Source organism: Streptomyces sp. URMC 124 (assembly GCF_051386455.1).
GTDB lineage: Bacteria > Actinomycetota > Actinomycetes > Streptomycetales > Streptomycetaceae > Streptomyces.
Map to the genome: position 1 here is coordinate 1 of NZ_JBPQTS010000107.1, position 26,509 is coordinate 26,509.

Below are 26,509 nucleotides of genomic sequence, written 5' to 3' on the forward strand. Positions count from 1 at the left end.
GGCCGCCGGCGGCGGCGAGGAGGACTCCCGCAGGGGCGGGAGGCACGAGCGCCTGGAGGGCGAGGCCGAGGAGCGGGGCGAGCGGCTGTCCGCGACGCAGTCGTCGGTGGCGGCGAACTCCACGGAGACGGAGCTCTCCTCCGGGCCGGTGCCCAGCGCGAGGACCGTGCCGCTCCCTCCGGAGAACAGCAGGAGGACGGAGACCAGCACGGCGACCGCGGCCCGCACGGCGGGCCGCCACGGCAGCGGCGCTGGACTCCACAGGTTCATGCACTAAGCGTAATCAGTCAATTACTTTCGACGCATTCCACCGTTCGGGTGAGGATGGTGAATCGGACCCTGCATCTTCGTGCGGGAGCCGGGTACCTGGCCCGGATGGTCGCACAGCCCGCGCCAGAGCACCCGGGCGCGCCGTACGGTCGAGGCAGGGCCTCCCCGTTCGGCGGCGGACCCCCGACCACGGCCAGGACGGCGAAGGAGGAGCAGTGACGGATGCCCGGGAGAGTGCGGACCACGTCAGCGTGCACCTGACGGACTGCGGCCACCAGGACGCGGGTGCCGTCTTCGGCGTCCTCGAGGCCGTCTTCCCCGAGGCCGGTCCGCCGCGCGGCGAGACCGGGCCCGGCAGCCCCGGCTCGGGTCCCATGATCTGGTGCATGAGCGTCGACACCCGCACGCGCACCGGCGGCGACGCGGCGCAGCCGCAGGAGACGCCCCTGTCGGGCGCGGTGACCGCCGATCTCTTCGGCGCGGCGGATCCCGTGCGCCAGGTCAAGGAGGAGCTCGAACGGGCCTTCGCCGTCGAGCACAAGGGGCACGTCTCCGGCGAGCACGAGATGGAGCTGCGGCTGCGCCTGGGCGCGCGAACCGCCTCCTGAGGCAAGCCCGTTCGCGCACGTGTTCGCGCGCCCCGTGTCCCACGCCACAGTCCGGTATCCGAACAGGTCTGTCCGTGGGCCCCTCCGGGGCCCTATGGTGACGGTGCAGCTGGTTCGCCCTGCTCGCCAGGCAGGCGCGTCGTAAGAGGGAACCCGGTGGGAATCCGGGACTGCCCCGCAGCGGTGAGCGGGAACGACCGCCGTCATACGCACTGGATCCGCAGGATCCGGGAAGCGACGGCCAGTAGGTGCCATACGGCGTGCCCGCGAGTCCGAAGACCTGCCGACTGCCCGTGCGCTGCCGAGCGCACGGAGATCCCGGTGACCTCGAGGGCGGGTCGGCGTACCTATCAGGCGGGCACGGACGGCGGCGCATCGGCGACCGCACTCCGATGGCTTCCCGCCCGGTTCCGTCGTTCCTTCGCGCCTTCGTTCCCGTCCCGGGGTCATGGACGCACGCACGCTCGCGAAGGAGAGTTCCGTGACCAGCAAGTCCGCAGCCGCGGCAGCCCGCGCCACCGTCCACGGCCACCCCCGCCAGGGCCGGGGCCGTGAACTGAAGAAGGCCATCGAGGGGTACTGGAAGGGCCGCGTCACGGCCGACGCCCTCAGGGACACGGCCGCCGCACTGCGCCGCACCCACTGGCAGCAGCTGGCCGACGCCGGCGTTCACGAGGTCCCCACGGGTGACTTCTCGCTCTACGACCACGTCCTGGACACCAGCGTCATGGTCGGCGCGGTTCCCCCGCGGCACCGCGCGGCCGTCGAGGCCGACGCCCTGGACGGCTACTTCGCCATGGCCCGCGGCACCCAGGACGTGGCGCCGCTGGAGATGACCAAGTGGTTCGACACCAACTACCACTACCTGGTTCCCGAGCTCGGCCCCGACACCGTCTTCACCGCGGACTCCACCAAGCAGGTCGCCGAGCTGAAGGAGGCCCTCGCGCTCGGCCTGACCGCCCGTCCGGTCCTCGTCGGTCCCGTCACCTACCTGCTGCTGGCCAAGGCCGCGCCCGGCGTCGCCCCCGGCTTCGAACCCCTCACCCTCCTGGACCGGCTGCTGCCGGTGTACGCCGAGGTGCTCGCCGACCTGCGGGCCGCGGGGGCCGCGTGGGTGCAGCTCGACGAGCCCGCCCTGGTCCAGGACCGCTCCCCCGCCGAGCTGAACGCCGCCGGCCGCGCCTACCGCGACCTGGGCGGCCTCGCCGACCGGCCGCAGCTGCTCGTGGCCTCCTACTTCGACCGGCTCGGCGAAGCCCTGCCCGTCCTCGCCAAGGCCCCCGTCGAGGGCCTCGCGCTGGACTTCACCGGCCCCGCCGCCGCCAACCTCGGCGACCTCGCCGCCGCCGGCGGCCTGCCCGGCAAGCGCCTCCTGGCCGGCGTCGTCAACGGCCGCAACGTGTGGATCAACGACTTCGAGAAGTCCCTGTCCACCCTCGGCACGCTCCTCGGGCTCGCCGACCGCGTCGACGTCTCCACCTCCTGCTCCCTGCTGCACGTCCCGCTGGACGCGGCGGCCGAGCGGGACATCGACCCGCAGATCCTGCGCTGGCTCGCCTTCGCCCGCCAGAAGACCGCCGAGGTCGTCACCCTGGCCCGCGGCCTGGCGCAGGGCACCGACACCATCGCGGCCGAACTGGCCGCCAACCGCGCCGACCTGGCCTCCCGCGCCGGCTCGGCCATCACCCGCGACCCGGCGGTGCGCTCCCGCGCCGCGGCCGTCACCGCCGCCGACGGCCGCCGCTCGCAGCCGTACGCGCAGCGGGCGGCCGCGCAGCGCGCCCACCTCGGGCTGCCGCTGCTGCCGACCACCACCATCGGCTCCTTCCCGCAGACGACGGAGCTGCGCACCGCCCGCGCCGACCTGCGCGCCGGGCGGATCGACGCCGCCGCGTACGAGCGGCGCATCGAGGCCGAGATCCGCGAGGTCGTCTCCTTCCAGGAGAAGGCCGGCATCGACGTCCTGGTGCACGGCGAGCCCGAGCGCAACGACATGGTGCAGTACTTCGCCGAGCAGCTGACGGGCTACCTGGCCACGCAGCACGGCTGGGTCCAGTCGTACGGCACGCGCTACGTCCGCCCGCCGATCCTCGCCGGCGACATCTCCCGCCCCGAGCCGATGACCGTGCGCTGGACCCGCTACGCCCAGTCGGTGGCGGGCCGCCCGGTCAAGGGCATGCTGACCGGCCCGGTCACCATGCTCGCCTGGTCGTTCGTCCGCGACGACCAGCCGCTCGGCGACACCGCCCGCCAGGTGGCCCTCGCCCTGCGCGACGAGGTGAACGACCTGGAGGCCGCGGGGACGTCGGTGATCCAGGTGGACGAGCCCGCCCTGCGCGAGACGCTGCCGCTGCGGGCCGCCGACCACGCGGAGTACCTGGCGTGGGCGACCGAGGCGTTCCGCCTGTCCACCAGCGGCGTCCGGCCGGACACCCAGATCCACACGCACATGTGCTACGCGGAGTTCGGCGACGTCCTGCGGGCCATCGACGACCTCGACGCCGACGTCATCAGCCTGGAGGCCGCCCGCTCGCACATGCAGGTCGCCGCGGAGCTGGCCGTCGCCGGCTATCCGCGCGAGGTCGGCCCCGGCGTCTACGACATCCACTCGCCGCGCGTCCCGGGCGCGGACGAGGCGGCGGCGCTGCTGCGCAAGGGCCTGGAGGCGATCCCCGCCGAGCGCCTGTGGGTCAACCCCGACTGCGGCCTGAAGACCCGCGGCTGGAGCGAGGTCCGGGCCTCCCTGGAGAACCTGGTCGCGGCCGCCCGCACGGTCCGGGCGGAGATCCCCGGCGAGGCCTCCTGACAGCAGGTCAAGGGGAGGGGTGGGCGCCGGACGACCCGGCGCCCATGTCGCCCGGAGCGCCGCGCGGTCCGGGTGACACCCGGCGGTCGTGCGGTTGAGCTCCGGGCGGGCCGGTTACCCATCAGCCGCGGTCCCGCGCGAGGAAACGGGCACCGGCGAGCCGACAGGGAGCGTGGCGCGATGCTGTTCCGGAGACGGAAGGAGAGGGTGAAGGAGAAGGTCCGGGAGGCGGCCCTGACCGGCTTCGTGGCGCTGGACCGGCGGCTTCCGGCCGCCGAGGCGGCCAAGGCGCTGCTGCGCAAGGCGTTCCCCGACCACTGGTCGTACCTGCTGGGGGAGCTCGCCCTCTACAGCTTCGTCGTCCTGGTGCTCACCGGCTCCTACCTCACGCTCTTCTTCGACCCGGGCATGACGCAGAGCGTCTACGACGGGCCGTACGAGCCGTTGCGGGGCCTGCGGATGTCGCAGGCCTACCTGTCGACGCTCGACCTGAGCTTCGAGGTGCGCGGCGGGCTGCTCATCCGGCAGGTCCACCACTGGGCGGCGCTGATCTTCGTGGCGGCGCTGGCCGTGCACATGCTGCGGGTGTTCTTCACGGGCGCCTTCCGCAGGCCCCGGGAGGTCAACTGGATCGTGGGGCTGACGCTGTTCGTCCTCGCGCTCCTCGAAGGGTTCGCCGGCTATTCGCTGCCCGACGACCTGCTGTCCGGGACGGGGATGCGCACGGCGCACACGATCGTGCTGTCGATCCCCGTCGTGGGCACCTACCTCAGCGCGTTCATCTGGCGCGGGGCCTTCCCGGGGCACCTGATCATTCCCCGGCTGTACGTCGTGCACGTGCTCTTCGTGCCCGGCGTGCTGATCGCCCTGATCACCGTGCACCTGCTGCTGGTGGTCTACCTCAAGCACACGCACTGGGCGGAGCGCGGCCGGACCAACCGCAATGCGGTGGGGATGCCCATGTTCCCGCAGTTCGTCACCAAGTCCACGGGCCTGTTCCTGATGGTGTTCGGCTTGCTGACCGCGCTCGGCGCGCTCGCGCAGGTCAACCCGGTGTGGGCCTACGGGCCCTACCGCGCCGACCAGGTGGCGACGGACGCCCAGCCCGACTGGTACGTGGGGTTCCTGGAGGGGGCCCTGCGCGTCATGCCCCCGTGGGAGAACGTCCTGTGGGGGCACACCTTCATGTGGAACGTGCTGATCCCGGCGGTCGTCCTGCCGGGGGTGCTGTTCACGGGCCTCTTCCTGTACCCCTTCGTCGAGAAGTGGGTCTCGGGCGACCGCGCGGAGCACCACCTGAGCGACCGCCCCCGCAACCAGCCCGCCCGGACCGCCCTCGGGGTGGCCGGCATCGTCTTCTACGCCGTCCTGCTGGCCGCCGGCGGCAACGACGTGGCGGCGTTCTCCTTCCGGGTCTCCGTCAACACCCTGACCTGGATCTTCCGCGTCGCCGTGGTCGCCGGTCCGGTGCTGGCCTTCTGGGCGACGAGGCGGATCTGCCTGGCCCTGCAGGCCCACGACCGCACGCTGCTGACCGAGGGCCGCGAGAGCGGGAACGTCGAGCAGGACGTCCAGGGCAGGCTGGGCGAGGGGCACGTGCCGCTGTCCGCCGCCCGCGGCTACCGCCTGATGGTGCGCGAGGTCCCGCGGCCGCTCGCGGCCCCCGCGGGGGAGCTGCCCCGCCGGCAGCGCCTGCGGCTGGCCCTGAGCTCGTGGTACTACCGCGACCGCGTGGAGATCCCGGTGACGCCCGAGCAGCGGCGGGCGGTCGAGGAGCGCACGGCCGCCCCGGTCGAGCCCGGCGAGGCGGCCCCGCCCCCCGCGGCGAACGAACCGGCCGAGCGGGGCTCGTAACCGCCCCGCGCGCCCGCCCGGCCCCGGCGGCCCCGCTAGTCGCGCCGGACGTACTGGAAGGACATCCCGCCCACGCCCGCGGCCAGGACGCCGAAGCCGACGAGGAACAGCCACAGGCCGAAGACGATGCCCAGCGCCGCGAGGGCGGCGCCCAGGGCGGTCAGGGCCGGGTAGGCGCTGCGCGGCGGGAAGAAGTCCAGCGGGCCCGCCCGCTCGGCGATCTCGGCCTTCGCCCGGTCCTCCGGCCGGGCGCCCCGGCGCCGGTAGTTCATGGCGAAGAAGAACGCCATCAGCGACGCCATGACGAAGGAGACCGCCAGCGCCGCCGTCCCCGCGGGCTCGCGGCCGGAGAGCCACACGTAGACGCCTCCGGTGGCGAGGAAGAAGCCGGCGACGCCGGCGAAGAGGACCGCCTCCGTCTTCACTGCGGGATGCTCCTCGTCCGCCCCGTCTCCAGGGCTTCGGGGTGGTGCAGGTCGAAGGCGGGGGAATCGGAGCGCACGCGCGGCAGGGCGTGGAAGTTGTGGCGCGGCGGCGGGCAGCTGGTGGCCCACTCCAGGGACCGGCCGTAGCCCCAGGGGTCGTCCACGGTCACCTTCGGCGCGTGGCGGGCGGTGTGCCACACGTTGTAGAGGAACGGCAGGGTCGACAGGCCGAGCAGGAAGGCGCCGATGGAGGAGACGGTGTTCATGAGGGTGAACCCGTCGCCGGCGAGGTAGTCGGCGTAGCGCCGGGGCATGCCCTCCTCGCCGAGCCAGTGCTGCACCAGGAAGGTGATCTGGAAGCCGGCGAAGAGGGTGAAGAAGTGGATCCGGCCGAGGCGCTCGTCGAGCATCCGCCCCGTCCACTTGGGCCACCAGAAGTAGAAGCCGCCGAACATGGCGAAGACGACGGTGCCGAAGAGGACGTAGTGCAGGTGCGCGACGACGAAGTACGAGTCGGTGACGTGGAAGTCGAGGGGCGGGGAGGCGATGAGGACGCCGCTGAGCCCGCCGAGGAGGAAGGTGACGAGGAAGCCGGCCGCCCACAGCATGGGGGTCTCGAAGGAGAGGCTGCCGCGCCACATGGTGCCGATCCAGTTGAAGAACTTCACGCCCGTGGGGACGGCGATGAGGAAGGACATCAGCGAGAAGAAGGGCAGCAGGACGGCTCCGGTCGCGAACATGTGGTGGGCCCACACGCTGGCCGACAGCATGGTGATGGCGATCGTCGCACCGACCATGCCGGCGTAGCCGAAGAGCGGCTTGCGGCTGAAGACCGGGATGATCTCGGTGATCACGCCGAAGAACGGCAGGGCGACGATGTAGACCTCCGGGTGGCCGAAGAACCAGAACAGGTGCTGCCACAGCACCGCGCCGCCGTTGGCCGCGTCGAAGACGTGCGCCCCGAACTTCCGGTCGGCCTCCAGGGCGAGCAGGGCCGCGGTCAGCACCGGGAAGGCGAGCAGCGCCAGGATCGAGGTGAAGAGGATGTTCCAGGTGAAGACCGGCATGCGGAACATCGTCAGGCCCGGTGCGCGCAGGCAGACGATGGTGGCGATGAAGTTCACCGAGCCCAGGGTGGTGCTCAGGCCCGCGACCACCAGGCCCATCGCCCACAGGTCACCGCCGGCGCCGGGCGAGAAGACCGCGCTGTTGAGCGGGGCGTAGGCGAACCACCCGAAGGACGCGGCGCCGCCGGGAACGACGAAGCCGGAGACGACGATGAGGCCGCCGAGAAGGAACAGCCAGAAGGTCATCGCGTTGAGCCGGGGGAAGGCCACGTCCGGCGAGCCGATCTGCAGGGGCATCACGGCGTTGGCGAACCCGGCGAACATGGGCGTGGCGAACAGCAGCATCATGACGGTGCCGTGCATGGTGACCAGCTGGTTGTACTGCGCGGTGCTGACGATCTGCAGCCCCGGCCGGGCCAGCTCCGCCCGCATCACCATCGCCATCAGCCCGGCGACGAGGAAGAAGCAAAAGGCGGTCACCAGATACATGTTCCCGATCACCTTGTGATCGGTGGTGGTGAGGTAGGTGAGCATTCTGTTGCCCGGCCGGAGCCGCGGACTGTCGGCGGTCTCCGCCGGCCCCTCGGGTCTCTCCTGCTCCAGCTGCGGCATCGCCCCTCCGTGGGCCCGTGCCCGTTGCGGCGGGCGCCACGTGTGTAGCCGTGGCCGCCGTCGCGCAAACCAGCACTGGGCCATTCGGACGGGCGGGTGCGGGGCGGGGCCGCCCGGTCACTCGCGCGGCAGCAGGGAGCCGAGGGGGCCGAGGTCGATGTTCAGATCGCCCGGCTTCAGCCCGTAGTGCGCGCACAGCTCGTCCATGCGCCGCTCCAGCAGCATCAGGGTGAGGCCCAGGCGCTCCTCCTGCTCCTCGCTCAGCCCGCCGAGCTCCACCCGGCGCAGCGCCTGCGCCTCCATCAGCCGGCGCAGGAGTTCCACCACGGTCAGCACGATGGTGACCAGGTCGCGTTCGACGGCTTCCTCGTCCAGCTCCACACGGCGCTTCGTCACGGCCGGCCCTCCCCTGCGTCCGGGGTCTCGACCGGACTTCCGACCGGGCTTTCGGCCGGGCCTTCGACCGAGCTGATGAGGGCGCGCAGGTCGACGCGGACGAGGTCGACGTCGGCGATGCTCAGGGTGAGGTCGCCGGCCAGCACGACGCCGCCCGCGAGCAGCCGGTCGAGGAGGTCGAGCAGGGACAGGCGCCGCTCGGCCAGGGGGCCGGCGCCGTCGGCGGTCACGGCGCTCCCGCCTCGTGGGCGGGTTCGCGTGACGGCTCGCCGGTGACGAACGAGTACGGCGCCCACGGCCCGGTCAGCTCCACCTGAAGCCCGTCGCGGGGCGCGCGGCCCGCCAGTCCGGCGACGGCGGCGGTGAAGGCGGCCCCGCGCTCGCGGGGCACGAGGTAGGCGGCGTTGAGGACGTTGCGGCCCGGCCGGCCGGTGAGGCGGGGGTTCTGCGGAGGGTAGAGCCGGGTCTCCTCCGCGAGGGTGGCGAGGGCGGCGTGGATGCCGCGCGCGGCCTCGTCCACGTGCCGCCACTCCTCCTCGCGCGCCTGCCGTTCCGCGGCGCGCCGGCGGAGGTAGTCGCGGCCGGACATGGCGGCGCGCGGCGCTGGTGGGCGGGCCCGGGAAGGCGGGCCCGGGGGCGGTGCTCCGCCGGTGCCCTCCGCCACCGTATGGATCTTGACCCCCCACTCGGCGCGGCCCGCCAGCCGGTCGAGGGCGGCGCCGAACGCGGCGTGCCGGGCCGCCAGCATGCGGCGCACGCCCTCCTCGTCGCGGTAGACGGTCGCGAGCCGCAGCGGCAGGACGCACGGGGCACCGGCCGACGCCGCGTCGACCACCCGCTGGTGGCCGCGCGCGACGTGCTCCAGCCAGGCGAGGTCCTCCAGCCGCTCGCGCAGCCCCTCCTCGTCGAACTCGGCCGCGGGAACGGGTCCCACCAGGGCCGCCAGGCCGCCGTCCCGCACGGCGCGCACCGGCTCGCCGGCGACGCCGGTGACCGTCTCCAGCCCGCTCGCGGCGGCAGGGGTGTCGCGCAGGACGGCATAGGCGTACAGCAGTTCCGCAGGGTCAGGGTTCACCGGAACTCCTCTTCTCGGGTCCTTCGAGCCTTTCGGGCCCGTGGCGTTCTTCGAGTTCGGCGATGCGGGACCGCAGCCGTGCGTTCTCCGCGTCCAGTGCGCGCCGGCGGGCTCCCGAGGACAGCGAGGGGTCGCTCTCCCACCAGTCGATCCCCATCTCCCGGGCCTTGTCGACGGAGGCGACGACCAGGCGCAGCTTGATGGTGAGGAGTTCGATGTCGAGGAGGTCGACGCGGATGTCCCCGGCGATGACGACGCCCTTGTCGAGCACGCGCTCAAGGATGTCGGCGAGGTTCGCCGAGGTGCCGCCGCCCGAGAGGGACGGCTCGGACCGGCCGGTCATGCCGCGCCTCCTTCCGTCCACTGCCGGGCCGCCTCCATGCGGTCCAGCAGCGCGTCCTCGCGCCGGTCGAACTCCTCCTCGTCGATGAGGCCGTTCACCAGCTGTTCTTCAAGGACCGCGAGTTCGTGCCGGACGGCCGCCGGGTCGTGGTGGAGGCGCTCGGCCTCGGCGACGACCCGGCGCAGCACCCAGCTCACGAAGGTGATCACGTCGCGAAGCTGTACGGCGGGAGCGGACCGTTGACCTTGATGTCGAGCTGCGGGTGGCGCTCGGCGAGCCGTCCGGCCTCCTCCAGCAGCCGCCGGGCCGCGGACTCCTCGACGAGGAAGGACACGTTCAGGAACCATCCCGCGCTTTCCGGGCCGTCCCGGTGCTCCTCGGCCAGGGGCTCCAGCGCCTCGCGCACCAGCCCGGCGTCCAGCACCTCGCGCTCGCGCATGCTGTTGGCGACCATCTCGCCGAAGCGCAGGCGCTGTTCGTAGGAGCCTCCGCCGGCGGCCCTGTTGGCCTCGGCCAGGACCCGCAGCTCGGCGTTCCCGGCCAGGACGAGGTGCAGGGCGGCGTCCTCGCGGTGCACGACCTTGATGTTGTACTCCACCCGGCCGGCGAGCCGGTCGAGCTGTTCCTCGTAGCGGCCGGAGTGCTCGGACAGCACCTCGGCCACCTTCTCGTCGCTGTCGGAGACGCTGCCGAAGCGCATCGGCAGCACGGCGGTGCGGCGGCCGGCGGCGGCCAGCACCTGCTGGTGCGCCAGCAGGTCACGGCGCTTGGGGCGCAGGTTCTCGGGGCAGTCGCTGACGACCGCGGCCAGGCCGTCCCGGCTGACCACCCGCACGGGGCGTGGCGGGTCCCCGATGCCGGTGAGGTCGTCGGGCAGCTCGGTGCTGCCGGCGCGGGCGATGCCGTAGACGTAGGTGGTCACTCGCTCTCCTCCTTCTTGCGGGAGGTGGAACGGCGGCTGCGGCTCGATTCCTCGCCGCGGTCGCGCACCTGGTGAATGGCGTCGGAGACGGTCTGCGCGGCACCGGAGAGGGCGCCCTTGGTCTTGCCGTGGGCGCCGCTCTCGGTCACCTCGCCGACGAGTTCGGGCAGGCCGGCGCTCCTGTGGGGGCCGGCTTCCAGGTCGAGGCGGTTACAGGCCTCGGCGAAGCGCAGGTAGGTGTCGACGCTGGCGACCACGACACGCACGTCGATCTTCAGGATTTCGATGCCGACCAGCGAGACGCGCACGAACGCGTCGATGACCAGCCCGCGGTCCAGCACCAGTTCGATCACGTCGTACAGACCGCTGGTACCGCCGGCTCCGCCGGTGCCCGGTTGCGCAGGGACAACGCTCATCTCGGGCGGTTTCCTCTCGTCTTGTTCTCTCGTCGCGACGGGACCGGCACGCGGCGGCCCGGACTGCCCGGGGCACCGGGCCGCTCGGCGGCCGGGGCCGCTCCGCTCGCCGCAGGAACTCACTCGCTGCAGGAACTCAGCGGGCGTCGGCCCTGCCGCGCTCGTAGCGCCGGACGCGGCGGTAGCCGGTGAGCAGGCCGTCGGGGTCGAGGGTGAGCTCGTAGAGCGCCATGACGCTCATCGTCTCGGGGATCCGGGCGACCTCGACCGCCTCGGCCTCCAGCACCCAGCCGTCCTCGGTCCGTTCGAACCGGGAGACGCCTTCGGGCTGCAGTCCGGTCAGTTCGGCGAACTGCTCGCGGGCCGCGCGGAGCACCCGGGCCGGGCTGAGGGCCGGCCGGGCGCCCGCTTCCGGGGCCGTGCCGTTCTCGTCGGGTATGTCTGCCTTATCAGTCATGGAGAGCCTCGCCCTGCGGATACCGCGTCCCGGCGGGCCCAAACACCCGATCACGGCGCGTCCGCCCCGGCCCGCGTCAAACGGCCCGGCGCTGCGGACGGGCAGGAGCACGCGCCCGGGCGACCGGGCGCACCCGGGCTATGAGGGCTCCGTGCGGGGGGAAGACGACCGGAAGGAGGTGGATTCCATGGTTCCCCTGCTCGTCGTCCTGCTCCTCGCACTGCTCCTCTTCGGCGCGGGCTTCGCCCTCAAGGTCCTTTGGTGGGTCGCGCTCGTCGTCATCGTCCTCTGGCTGCTCGGCTTCCTCGTCCGCTCCGGCGGGGGGCGCTGGTACCGCTGGTAGCCAAGGCCTCACCGCTCCGCACACCGCGCCCACCGCCCGCCCTCCGGCAACCACCGCCCCGGTCCGTGCGTCAGCGGGCCGGGGCGTCCTTGGCCCGCCGGGCCCGCCACCGTACGGTGTAATGGCCCGTACAGGGCAGTTGAGGGCACCGGCACCCGGGAGCGAGCGTGGACGCACCACCGCACGAGGCCGCGGCCTCGGCAGCGCGCCAGGAGGCGGCGCGCCTGACGGCCATGGACGTCCACGGCGTCGCCCTGACCTACGTCGACAACGCGGGCATCACGCGCGTCAAGGCCGTCCCCACCGCCCGGCTCGCCCACGCGGCGCAGTGGGGGGTCGGCATGTCCCCCGTCTTCGACGTGTACCTCAGCGACGACTCCGCCGTCACCAGCGCGCACATCGGCGGGCCCGACGGCGACCTGCGCCTCTTCCCCGACCTCGGCCGCCTGACCGTCCTCGCCGCCCAGCCGGGCTGGGCCTGGGCCCCGGCCGACCGCTTCGAGCAGGACGGCGCCCCCTACGCGGCCTGCCAGCGCGGGTTCGCGCGGCGCATGGCCGAGCGCGCCGCGCGGTCCGGCCTCGGCCTGCGGATGGGCTACGAGACCGAATGGGTCGTCACCCACGCCGCGGAGGCGGGCGGCGGGGCCGACGGTCCGCAGGACGCCGCCCGCGCCCGGCGCTACGCCGGCCCCGGCCCGGCCTACGGCATGACGCGCGTCATCGGGCTCTCCGGCTACGTGCGCGACGTCCTGAAGGCGCTGGCCGACCAGGACGTCGAGGTGCTGCAGATCCATCCCGAGTACTCCCCGGGCCAGTTCGAGATCTCGACCGCCCCGTCGGACCCCGTGGCCGCCGCCGACGAGGTGGTGCTCGTACGGGAGACGATCCGCGCCGTCTCCGCGCACCACGGCCTGCACGCCACGTTCGCCCCGGTGGTCGAGCACGGCGCCGTGGGCAACGGCGCGCACCTCCACCTCAGTCTCCGGAAGGACGGCGGCAACCTCTTCCGCGGCGGCGACGGCCCGCTGGGCATGACGCGCACCGGCGAGGCGTTCCTCGCGGGCGTCCTGCGCGCGCTCCCCGCGCTGCTGGCCGTCACGTCCCCGCACCCGGCCGGCTACCTCCGGCTCGCGCCGTCCATGTGGGCCGGGGTCTTCCAGTGCTGGGGACCCGAGAACCGGGAGGCGGCCCTCCGTTTCATTCCGGGGCCGGCGAGGGAACCCCAGGCCGCCAACGCCGAGATCAAGTGCATCGACGCGACGGCGAACCCGTACCTGGTGGCCGGCGCGGTCATCGCCGCGGGGCTCGACGGCATCGACCGGAAGGACACCCTGCCGCCGCCCGTCAGCGGCGATCCGGCGGTCACGCGCGCCGCAGTGCCCCGGCTGCCGGCCGGCCTGCCGGAAGCGCTCGAACACTTCCGCGGCTCGGCCCTCCTCCGCGAGGCCCTCGGAGATGCCCTGTACGAGGCCTTCCTCGCCGTCCGCGAGGGAGAACAGGCGCGCCTGCGGCACCACGGCCCGGAGGCGCTCGTCGCGGACCTGCGGCACCACTACTGACCCCCGGGGCACCGGCCAGCGGCCACCGGCCCGGACCGGCCCGACGGCGCGTGAGGAAGGCGGCAGCCATGGCGAACCGGACAGTGACCCCACCGCCCGCCGAAGGGTCCCCCGGCGGCGGGCTGGTGGACCACCACTGCCACGGCGTGGCCCGGGGCCCGCTGGCCGGGTCCCGCTTCACGGCGTACCTGACGGAATCCGACGCGCCGGCCGCCGAGGGCACCACGTTCTTCGACAGCCAGCTGGGCTTCGCCGTGCGCCGCTGGTGCCCGCCGCTCCTCGGCCTCCCGGCCCACTGCCCGCCCGCCGACTACCTGGCCCGGCGCACCGAACTGGGCGTGGAGGAGGTGAACCGGCGGCTGCTCGGTGCCACCGGCATCACCGACTACGTCGTCGACACCGGCCTGGCCGGCGATCTCACCACCCATCACGAGCTCGCCCGCGCGGGCGGAGGGCGCGCCCACGAGATCGTGCGGCTGGAGGCCCTCGCCGAGCACACGGCGGACGAGGCGGGCACCGGCCGGGAGTTCCTCGACGGCCTGCAGGATGCCGTGCAGGCGGCGGCCCGTACCGCCGTGGGCTTCAAGTCGGTCGCCGCCTACCGCCACGGGCTCGACTTCGACCCGGCCCCGCCGGGCCCCGGGGAGCTGAGAGCCGCCACGGACGCCTGGCTGGCCGCCCGGCGGCCCGGCGGCCGCCTCCACGACCCCGTGCTCCTGCGCCACCTCCTGTGGACCGCGGCCGCTACCGCGCTGCCCCTGCAGATCCACACCGGCTTCGGCGACCCCGACCTGCGCCTGCACCGCAGCGACCCGGCGCTGCTCACCGACTTCATCAAGGCGGTGCGGCCGACGGGCTGCCCGCTGGTCCTGCTGCACGCCTACCCGTACCACCGCAGCGCGGCCTACCTCGCCCACGTGTTCCCCCACGTCTACGCCGACGTCGGGCTGACCCTCTCCTACGCCGGGGCGCGCGCCACGGCGGTCCTCGCCGAAGTGCTGGAGCAGGCCCCGTTCGGGAAGGTCATGTTCTCCACCGACGCCTACGGGCTGCCCGAGCTGTACGTGGTCGGCACCCGCCTGTTCACCGGGGCGCTCGGGCAGTTGACGCGGGCGTGGGTCGCCGAAGGGGCGTGGCCCGCCGACGAGGTGCCCCGGATCTCCGGGCTCGTCGGTGCGGGGACCGCGCGGCGGCTCTACGGGCTCCCGCCTGCGTGAAGCCGCGCGCGGGCGGTAGGGCAGGATGCCGTCCATGAGCGCAAGCACCCACCTCACGCACCTGCCCACCCCCGACAAAGTCGCCCCCGCCACCGGCTACACCCACGTGGTCACGGGCACCGGCCGCCTGGTGGCCGTATCGGGACAGGTGGCGCACGACGAACACGGCAGGACCGTGGGCGCCGGCGACGCCGAGGCCCAGGCCCGTCAGGTCTTCCTGAACCTCCGGCGCTGCCTCGCGGCCGCGGGGGCCGGCTTCGACGACGTCGTCAAGCTCACCTACTTCGTCACCGACATCGCCGACCTCCCGGCCGTCCGGGCCGCCCGGGACGCCTTCCTCGACCCCTCGCGGCTTCCCGCGAGCTCCGCCGTTCAGGTCGCCGCGCTCTTCCGGCCGGACCTGCTCCTGGAGGTCGAGGCCCTGGCCGTCGTCCCGGAGGACCGCACCGGCTGACGGGTCGGTCGACCGGGCCGACCGACGGGACCGGCCGACCGGTCGTCAGCGGGCCACTCCGGGCGGGACCTCCTCCGCTTCCCGCAGGCGCGCCCGGATGTGCTCGGCCGCGCCCTCGCCGCCGGGGATGCGCTCCCACAGCGCGAGCAGTGCGGGGGCCAGGCGGACGGCTCCTTCGCCGCTGTGCTGCCAGCAGTAGTGCGCCCGCTTGACCGCGGCCAGCACCTCCTCGTCGGCCGGTCCGCTGCGGCCCAGGCGCGCGGCCGCAGCCGTCAGCCACAGCTCGGCGGCCCGCGCGTGGTCTCCCGCCATGCGGGCGAGGTCCGCACGGACCTCGATCCACAGGCCCGCCTCGGGGCTGTCCGGGCCGTGGCGGCGCAGGGCCTGCTGCTCGCCCGCGGCGGCCATGGCCGCGGCCTCGTTGTGCCGTCCGGCGTGGGCGGCGGCGAGGATGACCGGCAGCAGGTCCTCCTGCGGCGGGGCGGGCTCCCCGGCCGGAGCGGGAGCCGGGGGCACCGCGGACGCCGCGGGCACCGCGTCCCGCACCGGCGCAGCATGCCCCGGTGCAGGATGCGGCACGGGGGCCGGATCGGGCCGCACCGCCGGCCGGGGGCGATCGACCCTCACCACGGGCCGGGGGCGGGGCCGAGGACGGGTGGCCGGGGCGACGTTGGCCAGGACCGGGCCCGGCGCGCCCCACTGCAGGGGCAGCGTCTCCGCACCCAGGCCCGCCCCGGCCAGGGCCCGTTGGTGCAGGGCGGCCGCGTCGAGCACGGCGCCGGCCCGGGGATCGCCGGTCTGCAGCGCTTCGAGGAGCGCCCGCGTGTACGGGCCCGCCTCGCGCGCGGCGACCGGCGGGACGGGGCGGACGACGCCGAACAGCGGCACCCCGTGGGAGAGTTCGCCGGTGGGCGCACCGCTCTGCACGTGCGGCAGGGCAGCCGGGTCGGCCTCCAGATCGGCCAGCACCAGCACCGGGCCCGCGTGGGCCTGCAGGGTGCGCAGCAGCCAGGTCCACGGCAGGCCGGTGTAGCGGACGGTGGCCGGGGTGCTGCCGGGCAGGGCCAGGTGGAGCTCGCCGCCGCGGCGCGCGGGGATCATCAGCCGTCCGGTCACCCAGACCAGGAGCGGGCCGGGCACGGCAGCGGCGTGCTGCAGATAGGCCAGGGCGCTCTGCGGCCCCTCCACGGCGGGCAGTTGGACGACGTCGACGGCGTCCGCGGCGAGGAAGCGGCGGGGGTTGGCGCCCGCAATGGCATGTGCGGTCGGATTGGGCAGGACACCTCGTCGCCGGTCGGGCGTACCGTCCAGTAACAGCACACAACCCCGGGCCGTGTCGACCACTACGCACTTCCTCCCTGGCAGCACACAAAGGCACAGGCCACTGTAGAGCCCATGGGCACGGGCAGGGGAAGAACGTCGCTCCCGCCACCCGGGTCGGTGGACCGGCCGGCGGCCGGCGCACGTCAACCCCGGTGCGGCGTCACCCGGTTCACGTACGGCCGGGCGGCGTCGCGCGCACCGGGAGGTGCCGCGGGCCGCGGACGAGGAGGCCGGGCCGGTAGGGCAGCAGGGCGGGGTCGGCCGCGAGGGAGAACTCCGGCATCCCGGAGTCCGTCCCGAAGAGCATCGGAAGGGCGATCTCCGCTTCCAGCCGGGCCAGCCGCGAACCCAGACAGAAGTGCGGGCCGTGACCGAAGCCCATGTGGGGCGCGGCCCTTTCACCCGTCGACGGGGTGGCCCTGCCGCGGCCTCCTTCGCCGGCCGCCGCGTAGCGGGCGGGCCGGAAGGCGTCCGGTTCGGCGAAGACCTGCGGATCGCGGTTGGCGGCGGCGAGGACCACGAGGACCGAGGCACCGGCCGGCAGGACCGCGCCGTCGCCCAGGTCGACCTCCTCGGTCGTGCGCCGCCACGTCGTGCCCTCCAGCGGGCTCGCGTGCCGCAGGGCCTCCTCCGCCACCGCGGCCCAGGCTCCGGCGCCGCCCTGCCGGGCCGCGGCGAGCTCCCGTGGGTGGGTGAGCAGCAGGAGCGAGGCGGACGCCAGCAGGTTCATGGTCGTCTCGTAGCCGGCGAAGAGCAGCAGGAAGGCCATCGCCAGCAGCTCGCCGTCGTCCAGGCCGCCTTCGCTCGCGTCGTGGATCAGGGCGCTGAAGAGGTCGTCCCCGGGTATCCGGCGCTTGTGCGCGATGAGGTCGCCGAAGTAGGAGTGCAGCGACGTCCAGGCCTCGTCGACGGCTCCGGCGGGCAGCGCGTCGGCGGGCGAGCCGACGCGGTAGGTCCACGTGCGCAGGTCGGCCCGGTCCGCGGCGGGCACGCCGAGCACCTCGCCGATGACGAGGACCGGCAGGGGGAAGGCGAAGGCGTCGACGAGGTCGGCGGTGCCCTCGCGGGCCAGCCCCGCGGCCACCTCCTCCACCAGCTCCGCCGTGAGCCGCTCGATGCGCGGGCGCAGGGCGTCCACCCGGCGCGGGGCGAACGCGGCCGTGGTCAGCCGGCGCAGCCGGGTGTGGTCGGGGGCGTCGGTGTTGAGCATGTGGCGGGCGAGGCAGCCGCGGGCGCGCTGCGCCGGCGAGTCCGGTTTGGGGCGGCCCGCGGCACGCGGGGGCACGTTGGAGAAGCGCGGGTCGGCGAGCACGTCCCGGGCCTGCCGGTAGCCGGTGACCAGCCAGGCCTCCGTGCCGTTGGCCAGCGCCACGCGTGCCGCGGGGCCCGTCGTGCGCAGCTGCGCGTAGTACGGGTACGGATCGCGTGCGAAGTCGGGGTCCGCCGGGTCGAGGGTATCGAGCACCCGTTCATCCTCGTCCGTCCCACGCGTGTGCGGACAGCGGGTCCGGCGCCAGTCCCGGCGGGGGGTACCTGTGCGGTTCCCACAACCCCCGGCGGCTACCGCTTGGGCGGGCACTCCTTCCAGGCGATGCGGTAGACGGTGTTGATGGCGGTGTCCGTGGAGTCCATGGCCATGAAGCTGGTGGTCTTCGTGGGGTCGGAGGTGCCGGCGTTGACGGTCAGCTCAGTGTTGATGTTGAAGTTGCGCCGCTCCCCGCACGGCGCCCACACGTACTGCGCGATCTCGTTGGTGTCGGTCGCCTGCCAGTTGTCGTCGAGCGCGCCCTTGAACTGGTGGGACTTCGCCGTGGTCTGCGACTGTCCCTGGAAGTAGTACGAGGCCTTCTGCTCGCCCGTGGCGCCGGGTTCGAGCTGGGCATATCCGCGGTAGTCGACGCTGGCGACGGCATACGTGAATCCGTGCGGCACATGGACGATCAGATTCAGCTGACAGTTCTTGCGGAAGTCCGTCGGCTTCGCCCCCACGCCCACCTGGGCGAGGTACTTGCTGTAGGTGACGGTGAAGGCCGTGTTGTCGAGGGAGACGCCCACGGCGGCGGAGCCGGCGGGACACCCCGAACCGTTGACCGTCGCGACTTCGATCACGATTTTATCGGGCGGCACGGTGATCGCCGGGGACGCCGCGTGCGCGGGCAGCACCGGGCCGCATAACGCCGCTATTGCCGCACCGCAGAGGAAGAGAACTCTGGATCTGGACATGGCGCTCCTATGGCTGGGGGCCGGGAGGAATCCGGGGAGCCTGAGAAATCTGGGGAACCTGGGGGAATCTGCGGAATTGCGAAAGGCCGGATCCGGGTGGGGAATCAATTCCACAGGGCGGCGGAGAAGTCAACAGCACCGATAACCGGGGAAAGAGGTTCCGGACACGGGGGTACGGTGTGGGCATGGCGGACGATGTGATCGTCGTGGGTTGTGGGGTCATCGGGCTGACCACCGCCGTGGTGCTCGCGGAGGCCGGGCGGCGGGTCGGGGTGTGGAGCCGCGAGCGGGCCGCGGACACCACGTCCGCGGTGGCCGGGGGCCTGTGGTGGCCGTACCGGATCGAGCCCGAGCAGGCGGTCGCCGCCTGGTCGCTGGAGTCCTTCCGGGTGCTGGCCCGCCTCGCCGCCCGGCCCGGGGAGACGGGCGTCCGGCTGGTCGACGGCACCCACGCGAGCACGGCGCCCGAGGAGCAGGGGCCCTGGACGGCCGGCGTCCCCGGGCTGCGGGCGGCCGGTCCCGGCGAGCTGCCCGCGGGATACGGCCACGGCCTGCGGGCCCGCACCCCTCTGGTCGATATGCCGGCATATCTCGCATATCTCCAGCACCGGTTCGCCGCGGCGGGCGGCACCGTCACCGAACGGGACGTTCCGGACCTGGCCGAAGCCGGGCGCGCGGCGCCGCTCGTCGTGAACTGCACCGGCCTCGGCGCCCGCGAACTCGTGCCCGACCCGCTGGTGCACCCCGTGCAGGGGCAGGTCGTCGTCGTGGCGAACCCCGGCCTGGACGAGTGGCTGGCCGCGGAGGACCACGACAGCGGCGAGATCCTCTACGTCCTCCCGCAGCCGTACGGGGTGGTCCTCGGCGGCACCGCGCGCGAGCACGTCCGCGACCTGACTCCCTCGCCGGACACGGCCCGCTCGATCGTCGCCCGCTGCGTCCGCGCGCTGCCCCGCCTGGCCGGGGCCCGCGTCCCGGCCCACCGGGTCGGGCTGCGTCCGGCCCGCTCGCCCGCGCGGCTCGAAACCGACCGGTTGCCGAACGGCGCGCGGCTGATTCACAACTACGGACACGGCGGCGCGGGCGTCACGGTGTCGTGGGGCTGCGCGCTCGCGGTTGCGGATCTCGCGGACGCGGCGGGCGGCTGAAGCCGCGGCCGCCCGGCCCGGTCCCGTCAGTCCTGGGCGCGCTGGGTGACGGGTGCGTCCGTGCAGTCGCCGAGGAACTCGTACCAGCGCCGCTGCAGGCAGACGTAGCGCGTGTCCGCCTCGACCAGGCGCAGGAACGACGTCACCGATTCCACCAGCCGCTCGTGGAGCCCGCCCTCGGCGAGGTCGCCGTCGGCGGTGAAACCCTCGTGCGCCTTGGCGAGGCTGAACATGTCGGGGTAGACGCGCATCCCCAGGTGTTCGAGCGGGATGCGCAGCGCCCACAGGCCCCGGTTCCCGCCGATCATGGAGGGGGAGGCCGAGACCAGCAGGGCGTGCTTGTCCTTGAACGGCTGGGGGCGGACGCGGGAGACCCAGTCGATGGCGTTCTTCAGCCCGCCGGGCAGCGAGGCGTTGTACTCGGGCGAGGAGATCACCAGGGCGTCGCAGGCGGCCAGGCGGTCGCGCAGCGCGAGCGCTCCGGGCGGCAGGCCCTCGGCGATCTCGGCGTCTCCGTCGTAGAGCGGCATGGCGAACTCGTCCATGTGGGCGTGGTCGACGTCCGCCCCGGCCTCCTCCCGGACCAGGCGGGCCACGAGCGCGGCCAGCCGGACGTTGAGCGAGTCACTGCGCAGCGACGCGCCGAGCACGAGTACGCGCATGGGGCCGGGTGCGGTGCCGGTGGCCATGGTCCTGCCTCCTTCGGTTCCGCCTCGCCGGCGCCTTGCGGAAAGGCGCCGGCGAGGTCCGGGTCAGACGGTGCTGTGCTGGGTGCGGGGCCGGGAGATCGTCGGCCCGCCGCCGGTGTCCCGCCTGTTCGGCCAGCGCCCCCGGGCACGGCCCGCCAGCCACACCCCCACCGGGCCCAGCGCCGTCAGCAGCGCCAGAACGGCCCAGGCCCGCATGGCCAGCGACGTGTGCCCCAGGACCACCGACGCCACCAGGCACACGCCGAACACGCCCGCCCACCACAGGTGCGTGCGGAAGGTCGCCGCGCAGTCCCCCGACACCGAGGCGCCCTTGGGGGTCACCACGAAGCCCGAGCGACGCCGCAGCAGCGCCTGCCCCAGCGCCCGCGCGTACAGCGGCGCCGACACCGCCGACATCACCATCCCCGCGACCCCCGAGGAGCCCTCCGGCTCGTGCGGGCTGACGTTGTGGCGGCGGTTGATGACGTACAGGCAGATCTGCAGCACGGCCGCATCGCCGTAGAGCATCAGCCACACCTGCGAGGGCACGTTGATCCCCGAGGCGCCGAGGCCGAGGAAGAGGACGCAGGAGACTCCGCCGAGGACCCAGGTCATCGCGGCCGTCGGGTAGTAGGCGACCAGCAGGCAGTAGTTCCACAGGCGGCCCGGGGACAGGGACCACATGGCCCGCCCGAACTGCCGCAGGAGGGTCTCGAACGTGCCCCGCGACCAGCGCAGCTGCTGCGAGAAGAAGTCCGTCCACGAGGACGGTCCCTCCCCCACCGCCAGGACGTCCGGCGTGTAGACCGAGCGCCAGCGGCGGCCCGTCGCCGGGTTCTTGCGCCGGTGGATCTCCAGGCCCGTGGCCATGTCCTCGGTGATCGAGTCGTAGAACCCGCCGATCTGCTGCAGCACGCTCACGCGCAGGCAGTTGGACGTCCCCACGAACATCGGGGACCCGTACCGGTTCCCCGCCCGCTGCACCAGCGCGTGGAACATGAACTGCTGGCTCTCCGCCGCCTTGGTCACCCGGGCCGTGTAATTCCCGTACACCTGCGGCCCCACCACGAACGCCACGTCCGGGTCGCGGAAGTATCCGAGCATCCGCTCCAGGAAATTCGGCAACGGCACGTGATCGGTGTCCACGCACGCCACGAAGTCGTAGGCGTCGCCGTGGGCGTCCAGCCACGCGTTGTAATTGCCGTGCTTCGTCCGGGCCCGGAACTTCCCCGACGGCCGGTTGTACCGCGCCACGCCCTTGCGGGAGAAGTGCCGCACCCCCAGGCGCCCGCACAGCGCCCGCGCGCCCGGGTCGTCGCCCTCGTCCAGCAGCCACACGTCGACCAGACCGTCGTAGCAGACCCGTACCGCCCCCTCCAGCGTCGCCGACACCATGGCGAGGGGTTCCTTCCCCGGCACGAACGTCGTGCAGAAGGCCACGCGAGCACCCGGCTGCGCCCGCACCGGCACCGGGTCCCGGGCCGCGCTGGAGGCGTGCGCCACGGACACCACGTTCACCACGCGGAACACCTCGACCAGCCCCATGGACGCCAGCATCGCCGTGTCCCCCACCCCCAGCCATCCGCCCCGCACCACCCAGTGCCCCGGCCACATCAACCACACCAGCACCCCCGCTGCCATCAGAGGTGCCAGCGCCACCAGCAGTCCCACCCATACGCTCATCGCCCCCTCCCGGCCCGGCAGCCGCCGGAACCCCACCCGGTACGTCCCCCGCGGCGGGGGCTCCTCCAGCGCTCCCGCCAGCCGGCTGAACCCGTCGTAGTCGTAGGTGCCGCCCGGCCCCGGGCCCACGGCGGGGGCCATGGCCCCCCGTTCCCCCGCAGGCCCCGGCACGGCGCCCGTGCCGCCTGCACCCTCGCCGGCGACCACGCCGCGCCCCGACACCTGCACTCCACCCACCACCACAACCACCACCCGCTCCCCCGCCGCCGAAACCACCACCAAAGGGGTTATTAGTCCGCAAAACGTAACAACGCACCTAAGCGATCATCCGACGATTGCGCCCAACACACCCCCTCGTCACCCGCCCAGCCCACGCGGCCGTACGACAGGCATATGAACCGACAGGGGCGGGGGTGATCACCTCTCCCACGCGCGGGCGCCGGCCCGCGATCGCGCCTCGCAACCGCGCCATCCGGCCAAAAGCACCTGTGCGGCGGCGGGTCCGGTGACCGGTGCGGTGCCGCGCCGGTTGTACGAGGTGCCGGATGACACCTCACGTGCCGAAGGACGAATCACACGGATGATCAACAACCGCATCGCCTCCCGACTCGCGGCCGCAGCGGCACTGGCCGCCGCACTGAGCGTCGGATCCGTGCCGGGCGCCCTGGCCGACGGCCGGGCCGGGACGCACGCCTACGCCGACAAGACGGTCAAGGCGGATCTGCCCCCCGGCGACGGGGGCGGGTGGGAGGGTGACGGCCTCTACCTCAACGCCGCGGACAACAAGAAGGTCGACAGGTTCCTCGCCCGCGCCCGGTCCGCGGAGCGGATGGTCAGCCCCGAGATGCAGGCCGTGGCCCGTATCAGCCACGCCAATCTGATCGGCTTCGACCACCGGCTGAAGTCGCCGGACTCGCTCAAGCGCAAGGTGGCCACCGCCATGGAGGAGGTGCCCGGGCAGAGTGTGGAGGCCACCCTGGCCAGGATCAGCGACTCCGTGCGCTACACCCTCCAGTGGCCGGACGGCAGCTACAGCCGGGGAGTCGCCATCGCCTCCTCCGCACTGGCGCTGTGGGGCAACGACAGCGTCAAGTGGTCCAACACCTGGGCCCGGAAACACGGCTACAAGGGCATCAACTCGGCCTGGCGCGATCCGCGCTCCGGGCACATCTTCGAGGTGCAGTTCCACACTCCGTCGAGCAAGTGGGCCCAGGTGGCGACGCACAAGCTGTACGAGGAGCAGCGCCTGCCCAGCACCTCGCCCGAGCGTGCCCAGGAGCTCCAGGAGCAGCAGGACGCGATCTTCGCCTCGGTGCCGGTTCCGGACGGTGCGGACAAGCTCGGCGCCCCCGCGCAGACCCGGCCGACGGACGCACGGACCCTCCCGGCGCCCGTGGACCGGCCCGCCGCCGCCTAGCGCACCCCTGTCGTACGGGCTCGCGGGGCGCGGGGCGCAGCGGCCGGCCGGGCAGGGCGCACGTCCCCGTCCGACTGGCCGTTCCGCTCTCGCCGGGGTGCAATTTTCCGGGAGGGCCGGAATCGCTGTCGTCCCCGTTTCGCCGGGTGCCCCCGCCTCCGCCACGGTGGGCACCGGCGCGGGCGCTCCGGCCCGCCGCCGTCGGCGAGGGCCGGCCGGGTGCCGGCGCCCCCGACCACGACGCCCGCCATTACGACAGGAGCCTTCATGATCTTCATCGTCGTCAAGATGACCGTCCGCCCCGAGTACACCGACAAGTGGCTGGAGCTCGTCGGCGACTTCACCCGGGCCACCCGTGACGAGCCGGGCAACCTCTTCTTCGAGTGGTCCCGCAGCGTCGACAACCCGAACCAGTTCGTCCTGGTGGAGGGCTTCGCCTCCCGCGAGGCGGGCGACGCGCACGTGAACTCCGTGCACTTCAAGGCCGGCCTGGACGCGATGGCCGGGGCCATCGCCACTACGCCGCAGATCATCAGCACCGAGGCCCCCGGCAACGGCTGGTCGGCGATGGCGGAGCTCACGCCGCGCACCGTCTGAGCGCGGCCCCGGACGGCCGGATCACCCGGACGGCGCAGTCCCCGCCGGGTGGTCCGGCGCCACCAGGTCCCGCGCGAGCGCGACGCGGGAGATCGTGACCGCCCCGTACAGCACCAGGGCCGCTCCGAGCGCCTCGGGCAGGAGCCACCAGCCGCCGCGGACGCGCTCCTCGTACAGGGTGATGCCGAGGGCGAGGCTCACCAGGGCGTCCCCGAGGGTGAGGGCGGGTTGCGAGGCCGTCAGGGGGCCGGACTGCATGGCGTTCTCCAGCAGGAACAGCGCCGTCACGCCCACGACGGCGAACCCGTACGTCTGCCAGGAGAGGAAGAAGGCGGTGAGGCCGCCGTCCTGCCAGGCGTGCGTGGCGTCCTTCATCAGGGCGGCGGTGAGGGCGTAGCCGACGGCGGCCGTGGTGCCGAAGCACAGGGCGCGCAGGCCCCCTTCGGGGTGGCGCAGCGCGGTGGCGACCAGCGCGCCGATGACGGCGAGGCAGCACAGCAGGGCGATCAGCCAGCGGTCCGCCGGCGGCCGCCCGGTGCCGGGCGAGGGCGCCGCCGCCGCGAGGGCAAGCCCCAGCCCGGCGGCGATGCAGACGGCTCCGCGCCATGCCGGGCGGGTGACCTTGCGGCCCAGCAGGAGGCCGCCCAGGAGGAGAGCGAAGGGCAGTTCCAGCACGAAGACGGGCTGGACGACGGCCATGGCGCCCTGGGAGAGCGCGAGCGCCTGCAGGCAGGCGGCGGCGATGACCGCGGCCATGCCGCCGAGCCATGCCTTGCGCCGCAGCAGGTGGGCGAAGAGCGACAGCCGCAGGCCGGGGGCGAGGGGAACGGTCCGGGCGGCACGGCGCTGCAGGACGATCGCGAGGGCGTTCGCAGCCGCGGCGAGCAGGGCGAAGACGAGGGCGATATAGCTGCCCATGCCGTTCCTCCTTTCCTGCCGCACGGCGGAATCGGGTATTCCTGGGGGGTGGATCCGGAATGCCCTTGCCATCTTCTGCCGAGCGCGGGCGGATGGGACACAGGCGCACCGTTGGCGGAGAATCGCCGACCGTCCGCACCGATATTCGAGCGGGCGTTGACAAGCGGGCACGGCGCCGCAAGGGTTGGCCGGCAGGCAAAAGGTACGGGTTTCCCGACGAGTTGAGCTCTTTCCCCACTTCCGTTCCCGGTCGGAGGAAATATGTCCAGACGCTCCTTGTTCGCTGCCCTGGCCCTCGTGGCCGCCTCCGTTTCGGGCCTCGCGGCGGCGCCCGCGGCCCAGGCGGCACCCACCGACACCGCGTCAGAAACCGTATCGACGGCGACCGCGCACGATTTCGGTGCGGCGCAGCTGCGCGGCCGGCACCCCGAACTCAACGGCGCCCGGCTGAAAGGCGTGAACAGCCCCGCCGTCTATCTGATCCTCGACGGCAAACGGCGCTGGATCCCCAACCCGGCCACGTACAACAACCTGTTCCGCAACTGGAACGGAATTCAGACCGTCGTCGACATCGCCGCCATCGACGACGGCGGCCAGCTGTCCGACGGCGCCATTCTCGCGAAATCGCCCGACGGTCCCGCGGTGTATCTGGTGAGCAACGGCGTCAAGCGGTGGATCACCAGCCCGGCCGCGATGGACAAGTACTACTTCGACTGGAACAAGATCGTCAGCGTCTCCCCCGTGGCCCTGAACGCGATCCCCACGGGCGCCGCCATCTCCTAGCGCCCGCTGCTCCGTTCGAGGGACCGCCGTCCGGGACGGCGGCGGGCCCTCCCCGCCCGGCAGCACCTCCGGTCCCGGCTGCAACCACCGGCCGGTGCTATCAGTCTTACGTCACATGGGAACACTTAGCAGAAGGAAGACGGCGCGGCCGGTAACGGCACGCCGGCTCGGGGTGCTGCTGGGCGCCCTCGGGCTGGCGGCGCCGCTGACGCTCGCGATGAGCGGGTCCGCCGAGGCGGCCCCCTCCTGCACCACGAGGACCGGGCCCTACCAGAAGGAGGCCGAGAAGTTCCTGGGCAGACCGGTCGACGGTCAGCAGTCGCCGGCCGACTGCAAGGCGATCCAGGACTTCCAGACCGGTCACGGCATCACCCCGAACATCGGCTTCGCGGGGCCGATCACCTGGGGGGTGATGCAGGAGGAGATCATGCGCCGGGACCCCAACGCCGCGGGGAAGTGCCCGGTGGACAAGGGCCGGATAGCCTGCGTCGACCTCACCCGCCAGATCAGCTGGATACAGGACGGCAAGGCCCTGAAGTTCGGCCCGGTGCCGGTGCGCACCGGGCGCGACGGCTACGAGACGCGGACCGGCGCGAAGAAGATCTACTGGCGCTCGGCCGACCACTGGTCGACGATCTACAAGGTGCGGATGCCCTACGCCCAGTTCTTCGACGGCGGGCAGGCCTTCCACGCCATCGACGGCAGCGTCTGGTCGCCGCCCGGCTCGCACGGCTGCGTGAACATGCGCGGCGACGACGCCAGGAAGTACTGGTCCCTGCTGGGCAACGGCGACGACGTCTTCGTCTACGGCCGCAAGCCCGGCACCTGAGCGGGCCCGGAGAACCCCTCCGCTCCGCGGTCCCACGGCCCCCGCACCCCGAGCGCGGGGGCCGTTCCGCCGCCC

The 26,509-nt window shown here is 73.4% G+C and carries 29 protein-coding genes and 1 riboswitch; of the genes, 12 read left to right on the plus strand and 17 right to left on the minus strand.

The genetic code is table 11. The annotated features are described in order from the left end of the window. A partial coding sequence (locus ACSNOG_RS21505) for a hypothetical protein (RefSeq protein WP_436754312.1) occupies positions 1–270 on the minus strand: 270 nt, incomplete at its 3' end. A 215-nt stretch (positions 271–485) separates the two neighbouring features. Here ACSNOG_RS21505 and ACSNOG_RS21510 point away from each other — a divergent pair. The 3 genes from ACSNOG_RS21510 (at position 486) to qcrB (ending at position 5,538) form a co-directional block, all read left to right on the plus strand. Continuing rightward, positions 486–878 (plus strand): hypothetical protein, encoded by a 393-nt coding sequence (locus tag ACSNOG_RS21510; protein WP_436754313.1) that lies wholly within the window; start codon positions 486–488, stop codon positions 876–878. Between the two features lie 93 nt (positions 879–971). Next, positions 972–1,180: riboswitch (cobalamin riboswitch) on the plus strand. 179 nt (positions 1,181–1,359) lie between these two features. Continuing rightward, positions 1,360–3,684: a 5-methyltetrahydropteroyltriglutamate--homocysteine S-methyltransferase gene (metE, locus tag ACSNOG_RS21515; RefSeq protein WP_436754314.1), complete on the plus strand. Its 2,325-nt coding sequence runs from the start codon at positions 1,360–1,362 to the stop codon at positions 3,682–3,684. 180 nt (positions 3,685–3,864) lie between these two features. Next, on the plus strand, positions 3,865–5,538 hold the full coding sequence (qcrB, locus tag ACSNOG_RS21520) for a cytochrome bc1 complex cytochrome b subunit (RefSeq protein ID WP_436754315.1): 1,674 nt from the start codon (positions 3,865–3,867) through the stop codon (positions 5,536–5,538). Positions 5,539–5,573: 35 nt separating this feature from the next. Here the strand turns inward: qcrB and ctaF are convergent, their stop codons facing one another. From ctaF to gvpO, 10 genes are all read right to left on the minus strand, one after another. Beyond that, positions 5,574–5,963 (minus strand): aa3-type cytochrome oxidase subunit IV, encoded by a 390-nt coding sequence (ctaF, locus tag ACSNOG_RS21525; RefSeq protein ID WP_436754316.1) that lies wholly within the window; start codon positions 5,961–5,963, stop codon positions 5,574–5,576. Continuing rightward, positions 5,960–7,642: an aa3-type cytochrome oxidase subunit I gene (gene ctaD, locus ACSNOG_RS21530; RefSeq protein ID WP_436754317.1), complete on the minus strand. Its 1,683-nt coding sequence runs from the start codon at positions 7,640–7,642 to the stop codon at positions 5,960–5,962. The genes ctaF and ctaD overlap by 4 nt, the downstream gene beginning before the upstream one ends. 117 nt (positions 7,643–7,759) lie before the next feature. Then, complete coding sequence (locus ACSNOG_RS21535; protein ID WP_436754318.1) at positions 7,760–8,038, minus strand: gas vesicle protein K; 279 nt, start codon at positions 8,036–8,038, stop codon at positions 7,760–7,762. Further along, complete coding sequence (gene gvpJ / locus ACSNOG_RS21540; protein WP_436754319.1) at positions 8,035–8,268, minus strand: gas vesicle protein GvpJ; 234 nt, start codon at positions 8,266–8,268, stop codon at positions 8,035–8,037. The genes ACSNOG_RS21535 and gvpJ overlap by 4 nt, the downstream gene beginning before the upstream one ends. After that, on the minus strand, positions 8,265–9,113 hold the full coding sequence (locus tag ACSNOG_RS21545) for a GvpL/GvpF family gas vesicle protein (RefSeq protein WP_436754320.1): 849 nt from the start codon (positions 9,111–9,113) through the stop codon (positions 8,265–8,267). Before ACSNOG_RS21545 ends, gvpJ begins: the two co-directional genes overlap by 4 nt. Continuing rightward, positions 9,103–9,456, minus strand: a complete 354-nt coding sequence (locus ACSNOG_RS21550) for a gas vesicle protein (RefSeq protein ID WP_436754321.1) — start codon at positions 9,454–9,456, stop codon at positions 9,103–9,105. Before ACSNOG_RS21550 ends, ACSNOG_RS21545 begins: the two co-directional genes overlap by 11 nt. Then, entirely contained in the window at positions 9,453–9,665 is a 213-nt protein-coding gene (locus ACSNOG_RS21555) for a gas vesicle protein GvpG (RefSeq protein ID WP_436754322.1), read from the minus strand. Before ACSNOG_RS21555 ends, ACSNOG_RS21550 begins: the two co-directional genes overlap by 4 nt. Then, the gene (locus ACSNOG_RS21560; protein ID WP_436754323.1) at positions 9,662–10,378 is read right to left on the minus strand and encodes a GvpL/GvpF family gas vesicle protein; all 717 of its coding nucleotides are present in this window, start codon (positions 10,376–10,378) and stop codon (positions 9,662–9,664) included. The genes ACSNOG_RS21555 and ACSNOG_RS21560 overlap by 4 nt, the downstream gene beginning before the upstream one ends. After that, positions 10,375–10,794, minus strand: a complete 420-nt coding sequence (locus ACSNOG_RS21565) for a gas vesicle structural protein GvpA (RefSeq protein ID WP_436754324.1) — start codon at positions 10,792–10,794, stop codon at positions 10,375–10,377. Before ACSNOG_RS21565 ends, ACSNOG_RS21560 begins: the two co-directional genes overlap by 4 nt. Before the next feature lie 136 nt (positions 10,795–10,930). Beyond that, positions 10,931–11,251, minus strand: a complete 321-nt coding sequence (gene gvpO / locus ACSNOG_RS21570; protein WP_436754325.1) for a gas vesicle protein GvpO — start codon at positions 11,249–11,251, stop codon at positions 10,931–10,933. A gap of 187 nt (positions 11,252–11,438) precedes the next feature. Between gvpO and ACSNOG_RS21575 the strand changes: the two genes are divergently transcribed. From ACSNOG_RS21575 to ACSNOG_RS21590, 4 genes are all read left to right on the plus strand, one after another. Then, entirely contained in the window at positions 11,439–11,594 is a 156-nt protein-coding gene (locus ACSNOG_RS21575; protein ID WP_436754326.1) for a hydrophobic protein, read from the plus strand. Between the two features lie 167 nt (positions 11,595–11,761). Beyond that, the gene (locus ACSNOG_RS21580; RefSeq protein WP_436754327.1) at positions 11,762–13,153 is read left to right on the plus strand and encodes a glutamine synthetase; all 1,392 of its coding nucleotides are present in this window, start codon (positions 11,762–11,764) and stop codon (positions 13,151–13,153) included. Between the two features lie 68 nt (positions 13,154–13,221). After that, on the plus strand, positions 13,222–14,370 hold the full coding sequence (locus ACSNOG_RS21585; RefSeq protein WP_436754328.1) for an amidohydrolase family protein: 1,149 nt from the start codon (positions 13,222–13,224) through the stop codon (positions 14,368–14,370). Positions 14,371–14,404: 34 nt separating this feature from the next. Next, positions 14,405–14,824 carry a RidA family protein gene (locus tag ACSNOG_RS21590; RefSeq protein WP_436754329.1) on the plus strand — a complete coding sequence of 140 codons (420 nt, stop codon included), beginning with the start codon at positions 14,405–14,407 and terminating at the stop codon, positions 14,822–14,824. 45 nt (positions 14,825–14,869) lie between these two features. On the opposite strand, the gene ACSNOG_RS21595 is transcribed toward ACSNOG_RS21590, so the two are convergent. The 3 genes from ACSNOG_RS21595 to ACSNOG_RS21605 form a co-directional block, all read right to left on the minus strand. Then, positions 14,870–16,144 (minus strand): hypothetical protein, encoded by a 1,275-nt coding sequence (locus tag ACSNOG_RS21595; RefSeq protein WP_436754330.1) that lies wholly within the window; start codon positions 16,142–16,144, stop codon positions 14,870–14,872. Between the two features lie 172 nt (positions 16,145–16,316). Beyond that, positions 16,317–17,612 (minus strand): cytochrome P450, encoded by a 1,296-nt coding sequence (locus ACSNOG_RS21600; RefSeq protein ID WP_436754331.1) that lies wholly within the window; start codon positions 17,610–17,612, stop codon positions 16,317–16,319. Between the two features lie 95 nt (positions 17,613–17,707). Beyond that, positions 17,708–18,370 carry a DUF4360 domain-containing protein gene (locus ACSNOG_RS21605; protein WP_436754332.1) on the minus strand — a complete coding sequence of 221 codons (663 nt, stop codon included), beginning with the start codon at positions 18,368–18,370 and terminating at the stop codon, positions 17,708–17,710. A 185-nt stretch (positions 18,371–18,555) separates the two neighbouring features. Here ACSNOG_RS21605 and ACSNOG_RS21610 point away from each other — a divergent pair, with 185 nt between their 5' ends. Continuing rightward, positions 18,556–19,518, plus strand: coding sequence for an FAD-dependent oxidoreductase (locus ACSNOG_RS21610; protein WP_436754333.1), 963 nt, complete (start codon positions 18,556–18,558; stop codon positions 19,516–19,518). Positions 19,519–19,544: 26 nt separating this feature from the next. On the opposite strand, the gene ACSNOG_RS21615 is transcribed toward ACSNOG_RS21610, so the two are convergent. Beyond that, on the minus strand, positions 19,545–20,207 hold the full coding sequence (locus ACSNOG_RS21615) for an NADPH-dependent FMN reductase (RefSeq protein ID WP_436754334.1): 663 nt from the start codon (positions 20,205–20,207) through the stop codon (positions 19,545–19,547). Positions 20,208–20,270: 63 nt separating this feature from the next. After that, the gene (locus ACSNOG_RS21620; protein ID WP_436754335.1) at positions 20,271–22,031 is read right to left on the minus strand and encodes a glycosyltransferase family 2 protein; all 1,761 of its coding nucleotides are present in this window, start codon (positions 22,029–22,031) and stop codon (positions 20,271–20,273) included. Positions 22,032–22,470: 439 nt separating this feature from the next. Here ACSNOG_RS21620 and ACSNOG_RS21625 point away from each other — a divergent pair, with 439 nt between their 5' ends. Together ACSNOG_RS21625 and ACSNOG_RS21630 are read left to right on the plus strand one after the other, a co-directional pair. Continuing rightward, positions 22,471–23,307 carry an ATP nucleotide 3'-pyrophosphokinase gene (locus tag ACSNOG_RS21625; protein ID WP_436754336.1) on the plus strand — a complete coding sequence of 279 codons (837 nt, stop codon included), beginning with the start codon at positions 22,471–22,473 and terminating at the stop codon, positions 23,305–23,307. A 267-nt stretch (positions 23,308–23,574) separates the two neighbouring features. Further along, entirely contained in the window at positions 23,575–23,904 is a 330-nt protein-coding gene (locus tag ACSNOG_RS21630) for a putative quinol monooxygenase (RefSeq protein WP_436754337.1), read from the plus strand. Positions 23,905–23,925: 21 nt separating this feature from the next. Here the strand turns inward: ACSNOG_RS21630 and ACSNOG_RS21635 are convergent, their stop codons facing one another. Then, positions 23,926–24,822 carry a DMT family transporter gene (locus ACSNOG_RS21635; RefSeq protein ID WP_436754338.1) on the minus strand — a complete coding sequence of 299 codons (897 nt, stop codon included), beginning with the start codon at positions 24,820–24,822 and terminating at the stop codon, positions 23,926–23,928. A gap of 297 nt (positions 24,823–25,119) precedes the next feature. Here ACSNOG_RS21635 and ACSNOG_RS21640 point away from each other — a divergent pair, with 297 nt between their 5' ends. Further along, positions 25,120–25,605: a hypothetical protein gene (locus ACSNOG_RS21640; RefSeq protein WP_436754339.1), complete on the plus strand. Its 486-nt coding sequence runs from the start codon at positions 25,120–25,122 to the stop codon at positions 25,603–25,605. Positions 25,606–25,720: 115 nt separating this feature from the next. Continuing rightward, entirely contained in the window at positions 25,721–26,434 is a 714-nt protein-coding gene (locus ACSNOG_RS21645) for a L,D-transpeptidase family protein (protein ID WP_436754340.1), read from the plus strand. Positions 26,435–26,509: the final 75 nt, after the last annotated feature.